We start from the raw sequence: 16648 nt of genomic DNA, 5'->3' as shown, positions 1-16648 counted from the left end.
ACGCCGGGTGCCTGTGCGAGAATCGATCGCACGCTACGGAAAGCAGGAGTCTCGGTGACGGACAAGTCGCGGAAGGCCGGGAAGGCCCCCACGGAGGACACCCCGATCGGACCCACCGGTCGGCCATACCGAGGTTTCCCGACCCCGCCGAAGCTCGATGGTCACGGCCCGGCCCGCATCATCGCCCTCTGCAACCAGAAGGGCGGCGTCGGCAAGACCACGACGACGATCAACCTCGCCGCCGCGCTCGCCGAGTACGGTCGCAGAGTGCTCGCCGTCGACTTCGACCCGCAGGGGGCGCTGTCGGCGGGCCTCGGAATCGCGACGCACGACGTGCCGACGATCTACGACCTGCTGCTCGACACCAAGCGCGACCCTCACGAGGTCATCGTCGAGACGTCTGTGCCCGGGCTCGACGTCATCCCCGCGAACATCGACCTCTCGGCGGCCGAGGTGCACCTCGTCAACGAGGTCGCCCGCGAGACGATCCTGGCGCGCGTGCTGCGCGGGGTCTCGTCCGAGTACGACGTCATCCTCGTCGACTGCCAGCCCTCGCTCGGGCTGCTCACGGTCAACGCGCTGACAGCGAGCCACGGCGTGCTCATCCCGCTCGAGTGCGAGTTCTTCGCGCTGCGCGGCGTCGCGCTGCTGATCGAGACGATCGACAAGGTGCGCGACCGGCTGAACCCGTCCATCGAGCTCGACGGCGTCCTCGCCACGATGTACGACCCGCGCACCCTCCACTCGCGCGAGGTGCTCGAACGCGTCGTGGAGGCCTTCGGCGACGACGTGCTAGAGACGGTCATCGGGCGCACCGTGAAGTTCCCCGATGCGTCGGTCGCGGGGGTCCCGATCATCACCTTCGCGCCGGAGCATCAGGCCGCGCAGGCCTACCTGCGTCTCGCGCGGGAGCTCGTCGCCCGTGGCGCCGTCGCCTGACGGGATCGTCGATGCGGCCGGGCCGGCCGAACCCGACGCGGGCGATCCGAACGGTCCGGGCTTCCGGGTCTCGCTGACGAACTTCGACGGCCCCTTCGACCTGCTGCTGAACCTCATCGGCAAGCACGAGCTCGACATCACCGAGGTGTCGCTCAGCAAGGTCACCGATGAGTTCATCGGCTACCTGCGCGGGCTCGAGCCCGCAGAGCTCGACGCCGCCTCGGAGTTCCTCGTCGTCGCCGCGACGCTGCTGGACATGAAGGTCGCCGGGCTCCTGCCGCAGGGCGAGCTCATCGACGCCGAGTCGGTGGCGCTGCTCGAAGCGCGCGACCTGCTGTTCGCCCGTCTGCTGCAGTACCGCGCGTTCAAGCAGGTCGCCGGCTGGTTCGCCGAGCGGGTCGTCGCCGAGGACCGTCGTCACACCCGGTCGGTTCGCCTCGACGAGAAGTACCGCGCGGCCGCGCCGGAGCTCGTGTGGACGCTGACCCCCGACGACTTCGCGGCACTGGCGATGCTCGCGTTCGCTCCGAAGGAGATCCCCGTCGTGGGGCTCGACCACTTGCACGCTCCGCTCGTGTCGATCCGCGAGCAGGCGGCCATCGTCGTGACGCTGCTGCGCGGCGCGGGTACCCTGAACTTCCGTGAACTCGTCGCCGGGGTCGCGCAGCCCGGCGTCGTCGTGGCCCGTTTCCTCGCCGTGCTCGAGCTCTACCGTCACGCGGCGCTGTCGTTCGAGCAGCTCGAGCCGCTCGGCGAGCTGACGCTGCGCTGGACCGCGGAGCGCTGGTCCGAGGAGAACCTCGCCACCCTGGGAGCCGACTATGACCGATGACCCGACACCGACCGTGGCCAACCCGATCGCGGACGTCGCGCGGCGGCTCGAGGCGGTTCTGCTGATCGTCGACGAGCCGCAGAGCCTCGTCTCCCTCGCCGCCGCCGTCGGGGCGCCCGTCGCAGCCGTGCGGCAGGCGGTCGCCGGGCTCGTCGCCGATTACGACGGCGAGACGGGCGGGCCGCGTCGCGGCTTCGAGCTGCGCGAAGTGGGCGGCGGGTGGCGGATGTACGTGCGAGCGGAGCACGACGCCCTCGTGAGCGAGTTCGTCAACACGCAGGCGCCGTCGCGGCTCTCGCAGGCAGCCCTCGAGACCCTCGCGGTCATCGCGTACAAGCAGCCGGTGTCGCGCAGTCAGGTGGCGTCGATCCGCGCCGTCAACGTCGACTCGGTCGTGCGCACCCTGCTCTCGCGCGGGCTGGTGACGGAGGTCGGTCACGACCCCGAGACCGGTGCCATCCTGTACGGCACGACCGACGCGCTGCTGGTCAACCTCGGCATCAACTCGCTCGACGAGCTGCCGCCCATTTCGCCGTTGCTCGACGACGGCGCCGACGGTTTCGAAGGAGAGGCGACGCGATGACGGATGCCGAAGGGGTACGCCTGCAGAAGGTCCTGGCCAATGCCGGGGTGGCGTCGCGCCGCGTGTGCGAGCAGCTGATCGTCGAGGGACGCGTCCGGGTCAACGGCGTCGTCGTGACCGAGCTCGGCAGCCGCATCGACCCGGCTGCCGACAGGGTCGACGTCGACGGCACGGCCGTGCAGCTCGACACGACGAAGCGCTACGTCATGCTCAACAAGCCGACGGGTGTCGTCAGCTCGATGAAGGACGAGAAGGGCCGCGCCGACCTGCGCCGGTTCACGAAGGACTGGGACGAGCGCCTGTACAACGTCGGCCGCCTGGATGCCGAGACCAGCGGTCTGCTCGTGCTCACGAACGACGGCGAGCTCGCCCACGTCCTGGCCCACCCCTCGTTCGGGGTGACGAAGGTGTACATCGCGAAGGTGCGCGGGCGCGTGACCCCGCAGACGATCGCACGGCTGACGAAAGGCGTCGAGCTCGACGACGGCCCGATCGCGGCCGACAAGGCGCGGCTGCTCGACACGTCGGGTGAGACGAGCCTCGTCGAGCTGACGCTCCACTCGGGCCGCAATCGCATCGTGCGGCGCATGATGGCCGAGGTCGGGCATCCGGTTCTCGAGCTCGTGCGGCGACAGTTCGGGCCGCTTCACCTGGGAACCCTCCCGGCGGGACGCGCCCGGGAGTTGACTACAGTGGAACGCGGTGCGCTGCTGACGCTCTCGCGCAGCGCCGACGGTGCCCCCGAGCACCCGACTTCTCCGGAGAACCCGTGACCGATTCCTCGCTCGATCCCGTGCGCCCCGGCCGTGCCGCGCGCACGGCCGGCACCGTGCGCATCGTCGGCGCGGGCCTGCTCGGCTCGAGCATCGGTCACGCCCTGCGTCTGCTCGGCGTCGACGTCGTCCTCGACGACGCTTCGCCCGCTCAGCTGCGGCTCGCCGTCGACTACGGCGCGGGCCGGCTCGCGGCCCCGGACGACCGCCCCGTCCTCATCGTGGTCGCGGTGCCGCCCGACGTCACGGCGGATGTGATCGAGCGCGAGCTGCGCGCCCACCCCGGCGTCGTCGTGACGGATGTCGCGAGCGTCAAGCTCGAGCCCTACCTCGAGCTGCGCAAGCGCGGGGTCGACCTCACCCACTACATCGGCTCGCACCCGCTCGCCGGCCGCGAGCGGGGCGGCGCGATCTCGGCGCGCGCGGACATCTTCATCGGTCGCCCGTGGGTCGTATGCCGTGACGATGAGACGCGCGCCTCCGATCTCGCGGTCGTCGAAGGGCTCGCGCTCGACCTCGGCGCGATGCCGCTCGAGATGACGCCGCAGGAGCACGACGAAGCGGTCGCCCTCACCTCGCACGTCCCGCAGCTGGTGGCGAGCCTCCTCGCCGGACGCTTCGTCGCGGCTCCCGAGGGATCCCTGCGCTTGACCGGTCAGGGCGTGCGCGACACGACGCGTATCGCGGCATCCGCTCCCGAACTGTGGGTGCAGATCCTCGGCGCGAACGCGGCCCCCGTCGTCGCCGTGCTCGATGAGCTGGCGGGCGACCTGCGTGCAGTGGCCGACGCGCTGCGCGACCCGGCGGCCCCCGGTGCCCGCCGCGCGCTCGCCGACACCATCCGTCGTGGCAATGAGGGCGTCGAGCGCCTGCCCGGTAAGCACGGCCAGAACCGCCGGTTCGAGCAGATCGTCGTGCGCGTCGACGACACCGCGGGTCAGCTCGGGCGCCTGTTCGGCGACCTCGGCGAGCTCGGGGTGAACATCGAGGACCTCCGCCTCGAGCACTCCCCGGGCGCGCAGTTCGGGCTGGCCGAGCTGAGCGTCGTCCCCAGCGCCGTCCATGAAGCCGTCGCCGGGCTCGAGAAGCGCGGCTGGAAGATCGCGAGTGTTCCCCATGCCTGAGTCGTCTCCGGTGCCTCAATCGTTCCCGGTGACCGTCGCGATCGACGGTCCCGCCGGCAGCGGCAAGTCGAGCGTGTCGAAGCAGGCGGCCCGCGTGCTCGGCTACGGCTTCCTCGACACCGGCGCCGCCTACCGTGCCCTGGCGTGGCGCGTGCTCGAGCGCGATGACGACACCGCCGACGCGGACGCCGTGGTGCGCGCCCTCGACGGTTTCGACTACGCGATCTCGCTCGACCCCGATGACCACTGGGTCCGCGTCGGCGACGTCTTCGTCACCGATGAGATCCGCGAGCCCCGCGTCTCGGCGGCCGTCAGCGGCGTCGCACGCGTGCCCGAGGTGCGCGAGCGCGTGAACGTCCTGTTCCGGGCGCTCGTCGCGGCATCCGGATCGGCCGGTGTCATCGTCGAGGGGCGGGACATCACCACCGTGGTCTTCCCCGATGCGCCCGTGCGCATCCTGCTGACCGCCAGCCCCGAGGTGCGCGCCGCGCGCCGCAGCGCCGAGCTCACGGGGGAGGATGCCGCGGCTGTCGCCGAGGCGCTCCACCGGCGTGACGCGTCGGACTCGAAGGTCGTCGACTTCCTCACCGCGGCGCCCGGCGTCGTGGTGGTCGACTCGACCGAATTGGACTTCGATCGGACCGTGGACGCCGTCATCGACGTCGTTCGCACCGCGACAGGAGAGAACTGATGGCTACGACCGAAGACGAATATCAGGGCGGTCCCGACCAGCTCGAGGAGAAGCTCGCGAACCTCGACGAGGAGCTCGCCGACCAGCGGGCCGCCGCGCTGCGGGCGACCCTCGCCGACTACGAGCTCGATGATGAGGATGCTGACCTGCTCGCAGGCCTCACCGCGGGTGGCGAGGTCGTCGAGGTGCTCCCGGCGCTGCCGGTGGTCGCCATCGTCGGGCGTCCGAACGTCGGGAAGTCGGCGCTGGTCAACCGCATCCTGGGTCGGCGCGAAGCCGTCGTCGAGGACACCCCGGGTGTCACGCGTGACCGCGTCAGCTACAAGGCCGAGTGGATGGACCGCCGTTTCACCCTCGTCGACACCGGCGGGTGGGAGCCCGACGCCCGCGGCATCGACCGTTCGGTGGCCGCGCAGGCCGAGGTCGCGATCGACCTCGCGGATGTCGTGCTGTTCGTCGTCGACGCGATGGTCGGGGCCACCGCCACCGACGAGGCCGTCGTCCGTCTGCTGCGCAAGAGCGACAAGCCGGTCTTCCTCATCGCGAACAAGATCGATGACGCGCGCCAGGAGCCCGAGGCTGCGGCGCTGTGGAACCTCGGCCTGGGCGAGCCGCACCCCGTTTCGGCCATCCACGGGCGTGGAGTCGCGGATCTTCTCGACGAGATCATGAAGGTGCTCCCCGAGGTCTCGGCCGTCGCGAAGAACGAGCTGGGCGGACCGCGTCGCGTCGCGATCCTGGGGCGCCCGAACGTCGGGAAGTCGTCGCTGCTCAACAAGGCCGCGGGCGAGGAGCGCGTCGTCGTGAACGACCTCGCGGGCACGACCCGCGACCCCGTCGACGAGGTCGTCGAACTCGGCGGCAAGCTGTGGCGACTCGTCGACACGGCCGGCATCCGTCGACGGGTGCACCTGCAGCAGGGTGCGGACTTCTACGCGTCGCTGCGCACGTCAGCGGCTCTCGAGAAGGCCGAGGTCGCCGTCGTCGTGCTCGACGTGACCGAGTCGATCAGCGTGCAGGACCTCAACATCATCGACCTCGTGCTCGAGTCCGGTCGAGCGCTCGTGCTCGCGTTCAACAAGTGGGACCGCCTCAACGACGCCGACATGGACAACGCCGACCGTCGCCGCTACCTCGAGCGCGAGATCGAGCAGGACCTCGCGCACGTCACGTGGGCGCCGCGCGTCAACCTCTCGGCCCGTACCGGTCGTCACCTCGACAAGCTGGTTCCCGCTCTCGAGACCGCGCTGCAGTCGTGGGACCAGCGCATCCCGACGGGCAAGTTCAACGCGTTCCTCGCCGAGCTCGTCGCTGAGCACCCGCACCCGCTGCGCGGCGGCAAGCAGCCCCGCATCCTGTTCGGGACCCAGGCGTCGACGCGTCCGCCGACATTCGTGCTGTTCACGACCGGGTTCCTCGACCCGGGCTACCGCCGGTTCATCCAGCGACGGCTGCGCGAGATCTTCGGCTTCGAGGGCACGCCGATCGTGACGAACATGCGGGTGCGGGAGAAGCGCCAGCGCTGACCGTTCGAGTACCCTTCACCTGGCAGTCCGCGCCCCCTCGCACGAGTTTTGGGGGCGCGAATTGCCAGGTGAAGCGCTTGGCGGGGCGGGTGACGCGCGACGCACCATCGCGGTCTCGTCGGGGGTCTCGAAGCCGAATTCGGCGTAGAGGCTGTGCGCGTCGCGCGTGAACAGCGTCCAGCGGAAGTCGTGCCCGGGGCCCTCGTCGATCATGCGCCGGAGGATGCGGTGCGCGACGCCCGCGCCCTGGTGCTCGGCGACGACGAAGACATCGGCGAGATAAGCGAAGCTCGCGCCATCGGATGCCGCGCGGGCGAAGCCGATCTGTTCTCCGGTGTCGGCGCGATAGGCCCCGACGACCCGCCAGGCCGCGTCGAGCTGCGCCTCGAGCACGGAGCGCTCGCGCCAGCGGCCCCAGTAGGCCTCGGACGAGAGCCAGCGCCATACGACGTCACGCTGGATGCGGGCGGGTGAGTCATCGATCTCGTACTCCACGTCCCCATTGTGCGCTGCAGCACCGGGGAGACCCGGCTGGTAACACGATGCCAATCACGGGCCCGCGGACCGCGGCTGTGTCAGGCTGTGAGGATGACCGACGATCCCGCCGCCGCCCCGCGCCCGCCGCACGGCCCGCGCGATCCCGGCGACGCGTGGGTCGTGGGGCCGTCGGGCGAGCGTTACTGGGGGCGCTTCGGTGCCGCGGGCCTGCTGGCCATCGATCCGGAGCGGGGCGTGCTGCTGCAGCATCGGGTGTCGTGGAGCCACTTCGGCGACACCTGGGGTCTTCCCGGCGGCGCGCGTCACGCGGGGGAGTCCGCGCGCGACGGAGCATTGCGCGAGTCGGCCGAAGAGGCCGGCGTTCCCGCGGACGCCGTTGCTCCGCGGTTCCTGTCCGTGCTGGATGTCGGCGTGTGGACCTACGGCACCCTCGTGGCCGACGTCACGACGCCCTTCCACCCGGTCATCAGCGATCCCGAGAGTCGCGAGCTCGCGTGGGTTCCCATCGATGAGGTCGAGTCCTTCCCGCTGCATCCCGGGTTCGCGGCATCCTGGCCCCGGCTGCGCGGCCTGCTCTCGCTACGCCCGACCGTCATCGTCGACGTCGCGAACGTGGTCGGTTCGGTCCCCGACGGCTGGTGGCGCGATCGGGCCGGTGCCGCCGAGCGGCTGCTCGCCCAGGTGGCGGCGTTGGCCGAGCGGGGAATGGATGCCGCGGACCTGGAGCTCCCCGAAGACATCTGGTTCCCGCGCGTGGTCGCCGTCGTCGAGGGGCAGGCGCGCGACGTCACCGCCCCCGCGGGGGTCGAGCTCGCTCGCGCACCGGCCGCCGGTGACGATGCGATCGTCGACGCGACCACCGCCGCCGTGGCCGCGGGTGAGCGGGTCAGCGTCGTGACGTCGGATCGCGAGCTGCGCGCTCGCGTCGCGGCGGTGGGGGCCCGGGCGGTCTCGACGTCGTGGCTCCGCGACCGGCTGTGACCACCGGCCGCGCAGCCCGGCGCTGGGGCGCGGCCGCGCTGGCCGTCGCTGTCGTCGCGGCAGGGCTCGTGGTCCACGGCATCCTGCCCGACACCGCCGCGACCGACATCGCCGGTGACGCGCTCTACGCCGTGTTGATCTACGCTCTCGTCGTCGCCGTCGCACCCGGTGCCGCAACCGTCGTCGTCGCGGCGGTCGCCGGCATCTGGTGCATCGCCGTCGAGCTGTTGCAGCTGAGCGATCTGCCCGCGCGGGCGGCCACCGTCTTCCCGCCGGCGGTCCTGGTGCTCGGGACGGTGTTCGACGCGCGCGACCTGCTCGTCTACGTCGTGACGATCGTCATCACCGGGGCGCTGGATGCTGTGTGGCGCCGCCGGCGAGCACCGTCGTCGCCCCCGCGATGATCAGGTCGAGCGCCGCGGTGAAGCCGTCATCGTCGCCGGCGGCGATGCGCGCGGGCGAGGCGGCGACGTCGCCCGAGGCCGCGCCCCACGCGTCGGCGCTGCGGCGCTGCTGCTGGTGGAAGGTGAAACCGACGACGAAATGGGTGACGGTGTCGGCGATCGTGTCGGCGAGAGAAGCCGACTCGCCGCGCTCGAGTGCGACGGCCCGGAGCCGCGCGTGCACGGGTGGCTCGACGAGCCCGAGCGCGAGCGAGCTGGAGACGACCTCGGCCCCGTCGCGGTAGGCGAGCAGGCTGTCGTGCAGGCGCACGGCGACCTCTCGGGCGGCGACGTCGAGGCTCGTGCCGGCCTCGTCATCTGCGCTGACCGGACGGAGGATGCGCGCGCTCACGGCCGCGAGCAGCTGCTGCTTGTTCTCGACGTGCCAGTACAAGGCACTCGGCTGCACGCCGAGATGCTCGGCGAGGCGCCGCATCGACAGATCGGGCAGGCCGACCCGGTCGAGCAGCTCGAGGGCGGCGTCGACCACGTCGTCCCTCGAGCGTCGGGGCGCGCGACCTCCGCGGTTTGAATCGTCGGCGATCATGGCGCTACTCTACCTGAACGCCGTTCACGTGAACGGTGTTCAGGAGGAGCCATGACCCCGTCGATCCCCGCGTCGCGCGCCGCGCTCGATGCGACCGACCTCGCCCGCGCCGCGGTGTTCGCGGCCCTCATCGCCGTGCTCGGGCTGCCCGGCTCGTTCCCGCTGTTCGGGGGTGTGCCGATCACAGCGCAGACCCTCGGCGTGATGCTCGCCGGCGCCGTTCTCGGGCCCGTCGTCGGCGCGGCCTCGGTGGGCACCTTCCTCGCTCTCGTCGCCGTGGGGCTTCCGCTCCTCGCGGGCGGCCGCGGCGGGCTCGCGGTCTTCGCCGGCCCGACGGCGGGCTACCTCGTCGGCTGGCTCGTCGGCGCCGTGGTGGTGGGGCTGATCGTCCACGCCGGCGGGCGGCGACCCGTGTGGTGGCGCACCGCGGCCGGGCTCCTCATCGGCGGGGTGCTCGTCGTGTATGCGTGCGGCATCCCGGTCCAGAGCCTCGTCCTGCGCCTGCCGCTCGAGCAGGCGGCGCTGGCGAACCTCGCTTTCGTCCCGGGCGACATCGTCAAGGTCGTCGTCGCGACGCTCGTGGTCGGAGCACTCGTGCGCGGCTACCCTCGCGCCTTCCGGCGCACGTGGGCGCCGCGTGCGAGCACCCGGGCCGGCGATGATGCGCCGACCCGGACCGCCGCCCCGGCATGACGGTCGGCATCCGTCTCGAGGCCGCGGCCGTCCGCCTCGGGGACGTGCAGGTGCTGGAACCCCTCACCCTCGGCCTCGACGCGCGCACGATCGCGGTGGTCGGCGACAACGGTTCGGGCAAGTCGACGCTCGCCCGACTCATCGGCGGACTCGTGCGGCCGACCTCGGGAGCCGTCCGGGTGCTCGGCTGCGACCCGGTCCGGGATGCGGCCGAGCTGCGGCGCCGCGTCGCGATCGTCTTCAGCAACCCGGACGCGCAGATCGTCATGCCCACGGTCGCCGAGGACGTCGCCTTCTCGCTTCGCGGCGATCGCGGCTCGCGCGCCGACCGCGTTGCACGGGTCGACCGGGCGCTCGATCGGTTCGACCTGACCGATCTCCGTGACCACCCCGCGCACGAGCTGTCGGGCGGGCAGAAGCAGTTGCTCGCCCTGTGCGGAGCCTTCGTCCGCGACCCCGAGCTCGTCGTCGCGGACGAGCCGACCGCGTTCCTCGACGGGCGGAACGCCGCCCGCATCGCCGGTCATCTTCTCGGCGACACCGGCCACCGACTGCTGCTCGTGACCCACGACCTCGATCTCGCGCGGCGGTGCGAGGTCGGCGTGCACGTCACCGCGGGACGCATCGTCGACGTGGGAAACGCGGCCGAGGTCGTCGATTCATACGCGAGGACCTGGCGATGACGTCTACCGAGGCGGGTGCGGCACGATGCTGACCCTCTATCGTCCGGATGCGCGGGGGTGGCACCGGCTCCCGGCGGGGCCGAAGACCCTGCTCCTCCTCGGCCTGGTGATGACGGTGTCGCTGCTCCCGGCTGCACCGGCGACTGCGGCCGGTGCGGCCGCCCTGTGCCTCGCCTGCTACGCCGTCCCCGGAACGGGCTGGCGCGAGCTGGTCCGACAGATCCGGGCGCTGCGGTGGCTCGTGATCATCGCGCTCGCCGGCCAGCTCATCTTCCTGGGGCTCGAGTCCGCCGTGGTCGGAACCGTGCGCATCCTGGCCGCGATCCTGCTCGCCGCCCTGCTGGCGCTGACGACGCCGGTTGCCGCGCTGCTCGACCTCTTCGAGCGTGCCCTCCGTCCCGCCCGGGCGATCGGCGCCGACCCCGAGCGCATCTCCCTCCTCCTCGTCGTCGCGCTCGGCTCCGTGCCGACGCTCGCGCGCCTGGCAGGCGAGGTGCGAGACGCGCACCGCGCGCGGGGCGCGGGAGGCGGCATCCGTTCCTCCGCGCTGGCGTTCATCGTCCTGGCACTGAAACACGCCGACGACCTCGGCGACGCTCTCACCGCGCGGGGCGTGCGCTGACTCGTGCCGAGTTCGCGCAACCGCGGCGCCTCATCTCACGTCGACGCGCTCGAACCGTTCTCGCGGCACGCGGTCGAGCCGCAGCGGGGCGGCGACCGGCGTGCCGCACCGGCTGCCCGCCGCACGGAATCGCTGGATCGCCCACCGCCGCACCCCGCGGTCGGCCAGCAGCTCGCCGAGATCGCCGAGCCGGGCGTCGTCGATGAGGTCGGGATGCACGGTCGTGCGGACCTCGACATCGAGCGGATGCGGCGAGGCGGCGCGCTCGCGCTGAGCGGCGACCACGAGGTCGAGCGAGCGCAGTGCGGCGCGTCCGCTCGGACCCCGGCCCGTCACGCCGGCGTAGTCGTCGGCCCCCGCTTTCATATCGAGGCCGATCCACGACAGGGCCGGCAGCACGGCTTCGAGCAGGTCCGGGTAGGCGCCGCCCGTATGCAGTCCGACGTCGAACCCGAGTTCGCGGGTCCGTGCGATCGCGTCGGGGAGGGCGCGTTGCATCGTCGGCTCACCGCCCGAGAAGACCACCCCGTCGAGCAGGCCGCGGCGCTCGCCGAGGAAGGCGGCGACGTCCGCCCACGGCATCACCCCGCTTGTCCGCGGATCGATCAGATCGGGGTTGTGGCAGTAGGTGCAGTCCCACGGGCACCCCTGCAGGAACACCGTCGCCACGAGGTGCCCCGGCCAATCGACCGTCGAGAACCGCGAGAGTCCCGCGATGCGCAGCCCGGAAGCGCTGCGACCCGCCACAGCGGACACGTCACACGACCGCCGCGGCGCGTTCGTACGAGAACGCCACACGCTCGGCGGCCTCGCCTCTCTTGCCGATGTTGAACGACGAGACCGGGCGGAAGTAGCCCATCACCCGCGTCCAGACCTCGCACTCGGCGAGGCACTGAGGGCACGTCGCGTGGTCGCCCGAGAGGTACCCGTGCTGGGGGCAGATCGAGAACGTGGGGGTGATCGTGATGTACGGGATGCGGAACCGCTCGAGCGAACGGCGGACGAGGGTCTTGCACGCCGCCGCCGTCGGTGCGGCCTCGCCCATGTAGAGGTGCAGGACGGTGCCGCCGGTGTACCTCTGCTGCAGTCCCTCCTGGAGCTCCATCGCGAGGAATGGGTCGTCGGTGAACGCGACCGGCAGCTGCGACGAGTTCGTGTAGTACGGGTTGGCGGTCGTGCCGGCGTGACGGATGCCCGCGAAGCGCGCGATATCGGCGCGGGCGAAGCGGTAGGTCGCCGACTCGGCCGGGGTGGCCTCGAGGTTGTAGAGGTGCCCGGTCTGCTCCTGGAACTCCACCATGCGTACGCGCACGTGATCGAGCAGGTCTGCGGCGAACCGCATCCCCTCCTCGGTCGTGATGTCATCCGTGTCGCCCGAGAAGTTGCGCACCGCCTCGTTCAGCCCGTTCACGCCGATCGTCGAGAAGTGGTTGTCCAGGGTGCCGAGGTAGCGCCGGCTGTAGGGGAACAGGCCCGCGTCGAGGTTGCGTCCGATGACGGTGCGCTTGGCCTCGAGGCTGTCGCGCGCGATCTCCAGCAGCCGGTCGAGCTGCGCGTACAGGCCCGCGCGGTCGCCGGCGTGCACGAATCCGAGCCGCGCGCAGTTGATCGTGACGACCCCGACCGACCCGGTCTGCTCGGCCGAGCCGAACAGCCCGTTGCCGCGCTTGAGGAGCTCCGTGAGGTCGAGCTGCAGGCGGCAGCACATCGAGCGGATCATTCCGGGGTCGAGGTCGGAGTTCACGAAGTTCTGGAAGTAGGGCAGGCCGTACTTCGCCGTCATCCGGAACAGCGCGTCGGCCTCGGGGGAGTCCCAGTCGAAGTCCTTCGTGATGTTGTAGGTCGGGATGGGGAAGGTGAACGCCCGGCCGTCGGCGTCGCCCTCGGTCATCACCGACAGGAACGCGCGGTTGATCATCGCCATCTCGGGCGCGAGATCGCCGTACGTGAAGTCGGCGAGGCGCCCGCCGACGAGCGGGCGCTGGTCGGCGAGGTCGTCGGGGCAGGTCCAGTCGAAGGTCAGGTTGGTGAACGGGGTCTGGGTGCCCCATCGCGAGGGGACGTTGAGGTTGAAGACGAGCTCCTGGATGCCCTGGCGCACGGCTCGCTCGTCGAGCCCGTCGAGCCGCACGAAGGGTGCGAGATAGGTGTCGAACGAGCTGAACGCCTGCGCTCCGGCCCACTCGTTCTGAAGGGTGCCGAGGAAGTTGACGATCTGGCCGAGGGCGCTCGAGAAGTGCTTCGGCGGGGCCGACGAGATCGCGCCCGGAACCCCGTTGAACCCCTGCTCGAGGAGCTGGCGCAGCGACCACCCGGCGCAGTAGCCGGCGAACACGTCGAGATCGTGGATGTGGATGTCGCCGTCGCGGTGCGCGGCTCCGGCCTCGGGCGCGTAGACCTCGTCGAGCCAGTAGTTGGCGATCAGCTTGCCAGACGCGTTGAGGATGAGCCCGCCGAGGCTGTAGCCCTGATTCGCGTTCGCGTTGACGCGCCAGTCGCGTCTCTCGAGGTACTCCTCCACGGTCGCCTGGACGGAGATGGATCGCGCGGTCATGTGAGCTCCTTCGTCGAGATTCCCCAGATATGGGGGTCGGGTCTCGATTCAGCCACTACATGATGTGCCTGATCCGCGTGGCGCGCCGGAACAAATCCCGGCGCACCACGCGCGTCAGCCGTCAGCGGGCGAAGCGAAGGGTCACGATCTCGAACGGGCGGAGGGACAGCGCGGTATCGCCGGACAGAGCGGATGCCGCGACCTCGCGCTCGAGCAGATCGGTCTGGGTCACCGCGCGGGCGTCGAAGCCGGGGTGCACGACGGTGTCGACGCGGCGGCCGAGCGCCTCGTACAGCCGCACGACCACGTCGCCCGAGCCGTCCTCGGCGAGCTTGACCGCCTCGACGACGACCCCCGGATCAGCCACCGTCACGATCGGCTCGATCGCGGATGCGGTCCCCCTCACCACCCGTTCGGGCAGATTCAGCCGATAGCCCTCGACGACGGCATCCTCGACGTCCGCGCCGACGACCAGGCCGACGCGCAGTGCATACGCGCCCTGATCCTGCGTGGGATCGGGGAACAGCGCCGACCGGATGAGCGACAGTCGGACGACCGAGACCGTGCCGCCGCCGACCGAGCGCTCGGCTCGCGTGATGTCGTGACCGTACGTCGAGTCGTTCACGACCGCGACGCCGAAGCCGGGTTCGCCCACGCGCACCCACCGCTGCGCAACGGTCTCGAAGCGAGCAGCATCCCATGACGTGTTGGTGTGGGTCTTCCGCTCGATGTGGCCGAACTGCACCTCCGAGGTCGCGCTGTCGGTGTGCACGTCGACGGGGAACGCGAGCTTGAGCAGTTTCTGCGTCTCGTGCCAGTCGAGTTCGAACCCGAGCGACAGGGTGCGCGACCCGGCATCGAGTCCGATGCGCTCGACCACGCGCGACGAGCCGAACGACCGGGTGACGACGACCTCGTCGCCGTCGAGCTCGAGGCCGTCGATGTCGGTGAGGTCGGTGACGGTGTTCCGATAGTGCACGTCGACATCCCAGGCATCCCACTGCGTCGGGGTGTCGCGGTGCAGTTGCAGAAGAGCGGATACCGCGCCCGGCGGCACACTCTCGCGACCACTCGCCACATCGACCGCCGAGACGATCAGGCCGCGATCGTCGATCACCACGCGCACGATGCCGTTGTCGAGCACCCAGCCCTCGGGCGAGCGTTCGGGGCGCACGCGGGATGCCGGGGCAACGGGTACGGCTCCGAGCGCCGGAACCCCGCCGCGCGCGTGCGGCGCGGCGTTGACCCTGAGCTCGGATGTGGCCTCGCCCGACTCGGGCGGTCCCGCGAGAGCGGTCAACGCGTCGCCGATGATCTCCTCGAGCTCGCGGGCGACCGCGGCGTAGTTGCGCTCGGCGTCCTGATAGACCCAGGCGATCGACGATCCCGGCAGGATGTCGTGGAACTGCTGCAGCAGCACCGTCTCCCACGCCCGCGCGAGCCTCTCGGCGGGATACGGCGCGCCGGTGCGCACAGCCGCGGTCGTCGCCCACAGCTCGGCCTCGCGCAGCAGGTGCTCGCTGCGGCGGTTGCCCTGCTTCGTGGCGAGCTGGCTCGTGTAGGTGCCGCGGTGGAACTCGAGATAGAGCTCGCCGACCCAGACCTCGGGCTCGGGGTACTCCGCTTCGGCGGTCTCGAAGAACCGCTGCGGTGTCGAGTGAACGACACGGGGTGAGCCCTCCAGCGAGGTCGTCCGCGCGATCGCCGCCGTCATCTCGCGCGTGGGGCCGCCCCCGCCGTCACCGAATCCATAGGGGAGCAGCGACACCGTGCCGCGCCCCTTGTCGGCGTAGTTGCGTTCGGCGTGCGCGAGCTCGGCTGCCGACACGATCGAGTTGTACGAGTCGACCGGCGGGAAGTGGGTGAAAAGGCGGGTGCCGTCGATGCCTTCCCACCGGAAGGTGTGGTGCGGCATCCGGTTCGTCTCGTTCCACGAGATCTTCTGCGTGAGGAACCAGCGGGCGCCCGCGGCCTTCGCGATCTGCGGAAGAGCCCCGCTGTAACCGAACGAATCGGGAAGCCACACCTCGGGGGTGTCGATGCCGAACTCGCGCTCGAAGAAGCCTTTGCCCGCGATGAACTGCCGCGCCAGGGCCTCCGCGCCGGGCAGGTTCGTGTCGGATTCGACCCACATGCTGCCGACCGGCACGAACCGGCCCTCCGCCACACGCGCGCGGATGCGCTCGAACAGGTCGGGGTAGTACTCCTTCACCCATGCGTACTGCTGCGCCGACGACGCGGCGAAGACGAAGTCGGGGTCTTCGTCCATGAGCGAGAGGACGTTCGAGAACGTGCGAGCGACCTTCCGCACCGTCTCGCGCACCGGCCACAGCCACGCCGAGTCGATATGGGCGTGCCCGACGGCATGCAGGGTGTGTGCGCTCGCCGAGGCCGGCGCGGCCAGCACGGGAGCGAGGACGGCGCGGCCCGCGGCGGCGGTACCGGCGACGTCGTGCGGGTCGACGACGTCGATCATCCGCTCCAAGGCGAGAAGGAGGTCGGCACGGCGGGCCGACGCCGGGTCGAGCTGCGCCGCAAGTCCCCGAAGCGCCGAGGTGTCGTCCAGGAGAGCGGTGACCTCGAGGTCGCGCAGTCGCACATCGACCGTCCGCAGCACGTAGACGGGATCGTCCCCGGCGGTCGCCCGGTCGCCGACCGGTGTGGGCGCGAAGGTGAAGATGCTCCCGACGTCGGGGTTGGAGGCGCCCTCCACGAAGACGTCGATCTCACCGCCCGGCGACACCGCCTCGGTCACCGCGTTGTTGAACGGCGCGATGCCGCGCAGCGGCCGGCCGTCGACCGACCACACCATCGCCTCGCATTGGAAGCCCGCCTGTCCGGTCGTGAATCCGAGGTCGACGACGAGCTCGGGTCGCGTCCCGGCGATCGGCTCGCCCCCGTCGAACCACTCGTCCGGCGCCTCGCCCGTGACGCGGAACCAGGTCGTCCCCCACGGGCGTCCCCACGGTTCACCGACCGTGATCGGACGGTAGGCGCCGTCGCGGGCCTCGTCGAAGGCGACCGGCTCGGCCGGCGCCTCCCAGCAGCTGACCGCGAGCGGGCGGGAGTCGCGGTGGATCGCCGGGGCCAGACGTTCCCGGACGAATCGGTCGATGCGCAGCAGCGCGAGAGTGGAGCGGTCGTGCATGGAGGAGCCTT

General features: G+C 71.2%; 17 protein-coding genes. 12 read left to right on the top strand and 5 right to left on the bottom strand.

All coding sequences use genetic code 11. The features are described from left to right. Positions 1–54 precede the first annotated feature (54 nt). From ACLBWJ_RS15295 to der, 7 genes are read left to right on the top strand one after another with little or no spacing between them, the layout of a single operon-like run. Complete coding sequence (locus tag ACLBWJ_RS15295; RefSeq protein ID WP_404568840.1) at positions 55–939, top strand: ParA family protein; 885 nt, start codon at positions 55–57, stop codon at positions 937–939. Continuing rightward, positions 923–1771, top strand: a complete 849-nt coding sequence (locus ACLBWJ_RS15290) for a segregation and condensation protein A (RefSeq protein WP_269268015.1) — start codon at positions 923–925, stop codon at positions 1769–1771. The genes ACLBWJ_RS15295 and ACLBWJ_RS15290 overlap by 17 nt, the downstream gene beginning before the upstream one ends. Next, positions 1761–2354 (top strand): SMC-Scp complex subunit ScpB, encoded by a 594-nt coding sequence (scpB, locus tag ACLBWJ_RS15285; protein WP_112617521.1) that lies wholly within the window; start codon positions 1761–1763, stop codon positions 2352–2354. Before ACLBWJ_RS15290 ends, scpB begins: the two co-directional genes overlap by 11 nt. Further along, positions 2351–3127, top strand: coding sequence for a pseudouridine synthase (locus tag ACLBWJ_RS15280; protein ID WP_274179014.1), 777 nt, complete (start codon positions 2351–2353; stop codon positions 3125–3127). Before scpB ends, ACLBWJ_RS15280 begins: the two co-directional genes overlap by 4 nt. Beyond that, a complete protein-coding gene (locus ACLBWJ_RS15275) occupies positions 3124–4251 on the top strand; it encodes a prephenate dehydrogenase (protein ID WP_378719890.1) in 1128 nt (375 codons plus the stop codon). Before ACLBWJ_RS15280 ends, ACLBWJ_RS15275 begins: the two co-directional genes overlap by 4 nt. Further along, positions 4244–4942 (top strand): (d)CMP kinase, encoded by a 699-nt coding sequence (gene cmk / locus ACLBWJ_RS15270; RefSeq protein ID WP_447660659.1) that lies wholly within the window; start codon positions 4244–4246, stop codon positions 4940–4942. Before ACLBWJ_RS15275 ends, cmk begins: the two co-directional genes overlap by 8 nt. Continuing rightward, complete coding sequence (der, locus tag ACLBWJ_RS15265; RefSeq protein ID WP_112617517.1) at positions 4942–6468, top strand: ribosome biogenesis GTPase Der; 1527 nt, start codon at positions 4942–4944, stop codon at positions 6466–6468. Before cmk ends, der begins: the two co-directional genes overlap by 1 nt. A gap of 15 nt (positions 6469–6483) precedes the next feature. Here the strand turns inward: der and ACLBWJ_RS15260 are convergent, their stop codons facing one another. Beyond that, complete coding sequence (locus ACLBWJ_RS15260) at positions 6484–6963, bottom strand: GNAT family N-acetyltransferase (protein ID WP_274179011.1); 480 nt, start codon at positions 6961–6963, stop codon at positions 6484–6486. Between the two features lie 93 nt (positions 6964–7056). Here ACLBWJ_RS15260 and ACLBWJ_RS15255 point away from each other — a divergent pair, with 93 nt between their 5' ends. Together ACLBWJ_RS15255 and ACLBWJ_RS15250 are read left to right on the top strand one after the other, a co-directional pair. Continuing rightward, positions 7057–7947, top strand: a complete 891-nt coding sequence (locus ACLBWJ_RS15255; RefSeq protein WP_447660658.1) for an NUDIX domain-containing protein — start codon at positions 7057–7059, stop codon at positions 7945–7947. Further along, positions 7944–8351 (top strand): DUF2809 domain-containing protein, encoded by a 408-nt coding sequence (locus ACLBWJ_RS15250; protein ID WP_447660657.1) that lies wholly within the window; start codon positions 7944–7946, stop codon positions 8349–8351. Before ACLBWJ_RS15255 ends, ACLBWJ_RS15250 begins: the two co-directional genes overlap by 4 nt. On the opposite strand, the gene ACLBWJ_RS15245 is transcribed toward ACLBWJ_RS15250, so the two are convergent. Next, on the bottom strand, positions 8290–8937 hold the full coding sequence (locus tag ACLBWJ_RS15245) for a TetR family transcriptional regulator (protein ID WP_447660656.1): 648 nt from the start codon (positions 8935–8937) through the stop codon (positions 8290–8292). The two genes, ACLBWJ_RS15250 and ACLBWJ_RS15245, sit on opposite strands and share 62 nt — an antisense overlap. Positions 8938–8988: 51 nt before the next feature. On the opposite strand from ACLBWJ_RS15245, the gene ACLBWJ_RS15240 reads away from it, so the two are divergent. From ACLBWJ_RS15240 to ACLBWJ_RS15230, 3 genes are read left to right on the top strand one after another with little or no spacing between them, the layout of a single operon-like run. Next, positions 8989–9630 carry a biotin transporter BioY gene (locus tag ACLBWJ_RS15240; protein ID WP_274179007.1) on the top strand — a complete coding sequence of 214 codons (642 nt, stop codon included), beginning with the start codon at positions 8989–8991 and terminating at the stop codon, positions 9628–9630. Next, positions 9627–10313 (top strand): energy-coupling factor ABC transporter ATP-binding protein, encoded by a 687-nt coding sequence (locus ACLBWJ_RS15235; RefSeq protein WP_274179006.1) that lies wholly within the window; start codon positions 9627–9629, stop codon positions 10311–10313. The genes ACLBWJ_RS15240 and ACLBWJ_RS15235 overlap by 4 nt, the downstream gene beginning before the upstream one ends. A gap of 25 nt (positions 10314–10338) precedes the next feature. Continuing rightward, a complete protein-coding gene (locus ACLBWJ_RS15230; protein ID WP_274179005.1) occupies positions 10339–10935 on the top strand; it encodes a CbiQ family ECF transporter T component in 597 nt (198 codons plus the stop codon). Positions 10936–10965: 30 nt separating this feature from the next. Here ACLBWJ_RS15230 and ACLBWJ_RS15225 read toward each other — a convergent pair whose 3' ends face one another. The 3 genes from ACLBWJ_RS15225 to ACLBWJ_RS15215 form a co-directional block, all read right to left on the bottom strand. After that, positions 10966–11682, bottom strand: coding sequence for an anaerobic ribonucleoside-triphosphate reductase activating protein (locus ACLBWJ_RS15225; protein WP_274179004.1), 717 nt, complete (start codon positions 11680–11682; stop codon positions 10966–10968). A 10-nt stretch (positions 11683–11692) separates the two neighbouring features. Next, positions 11693–13489, bottom strand: coding sequence for a ribonucleoside triphosphate reductase (locus ACLBWJ_RS15220; RefSeq protein WP_447660655.1), 1797 nt, complete (start codon positions 13487–13489; stop codon positions 11693–11695). A gap of 121 nt (positions 13490–13610) precedes the next feature. Then, positions 13611–16637 (bottom strand): alpha-mannosidase, encoded by a 3027-nt coding sequence (locus tag ACLBWJ_RS15215; RefSeq protein WP_447660654.1) that lies wholly within the window; start codon positions 16635–16637, stop codon positions 13611–13613. Positions 16638–16648: the final 11 nt, after the last annotated feature.

Source organism: Microbacterium sp. M4A5_1d, from assembly GCF_053345465.1.
Note: the sequence above shows the minus strand (reverse complement) of the source record. Positions and strands in the feature narration are given on the sequence as shown.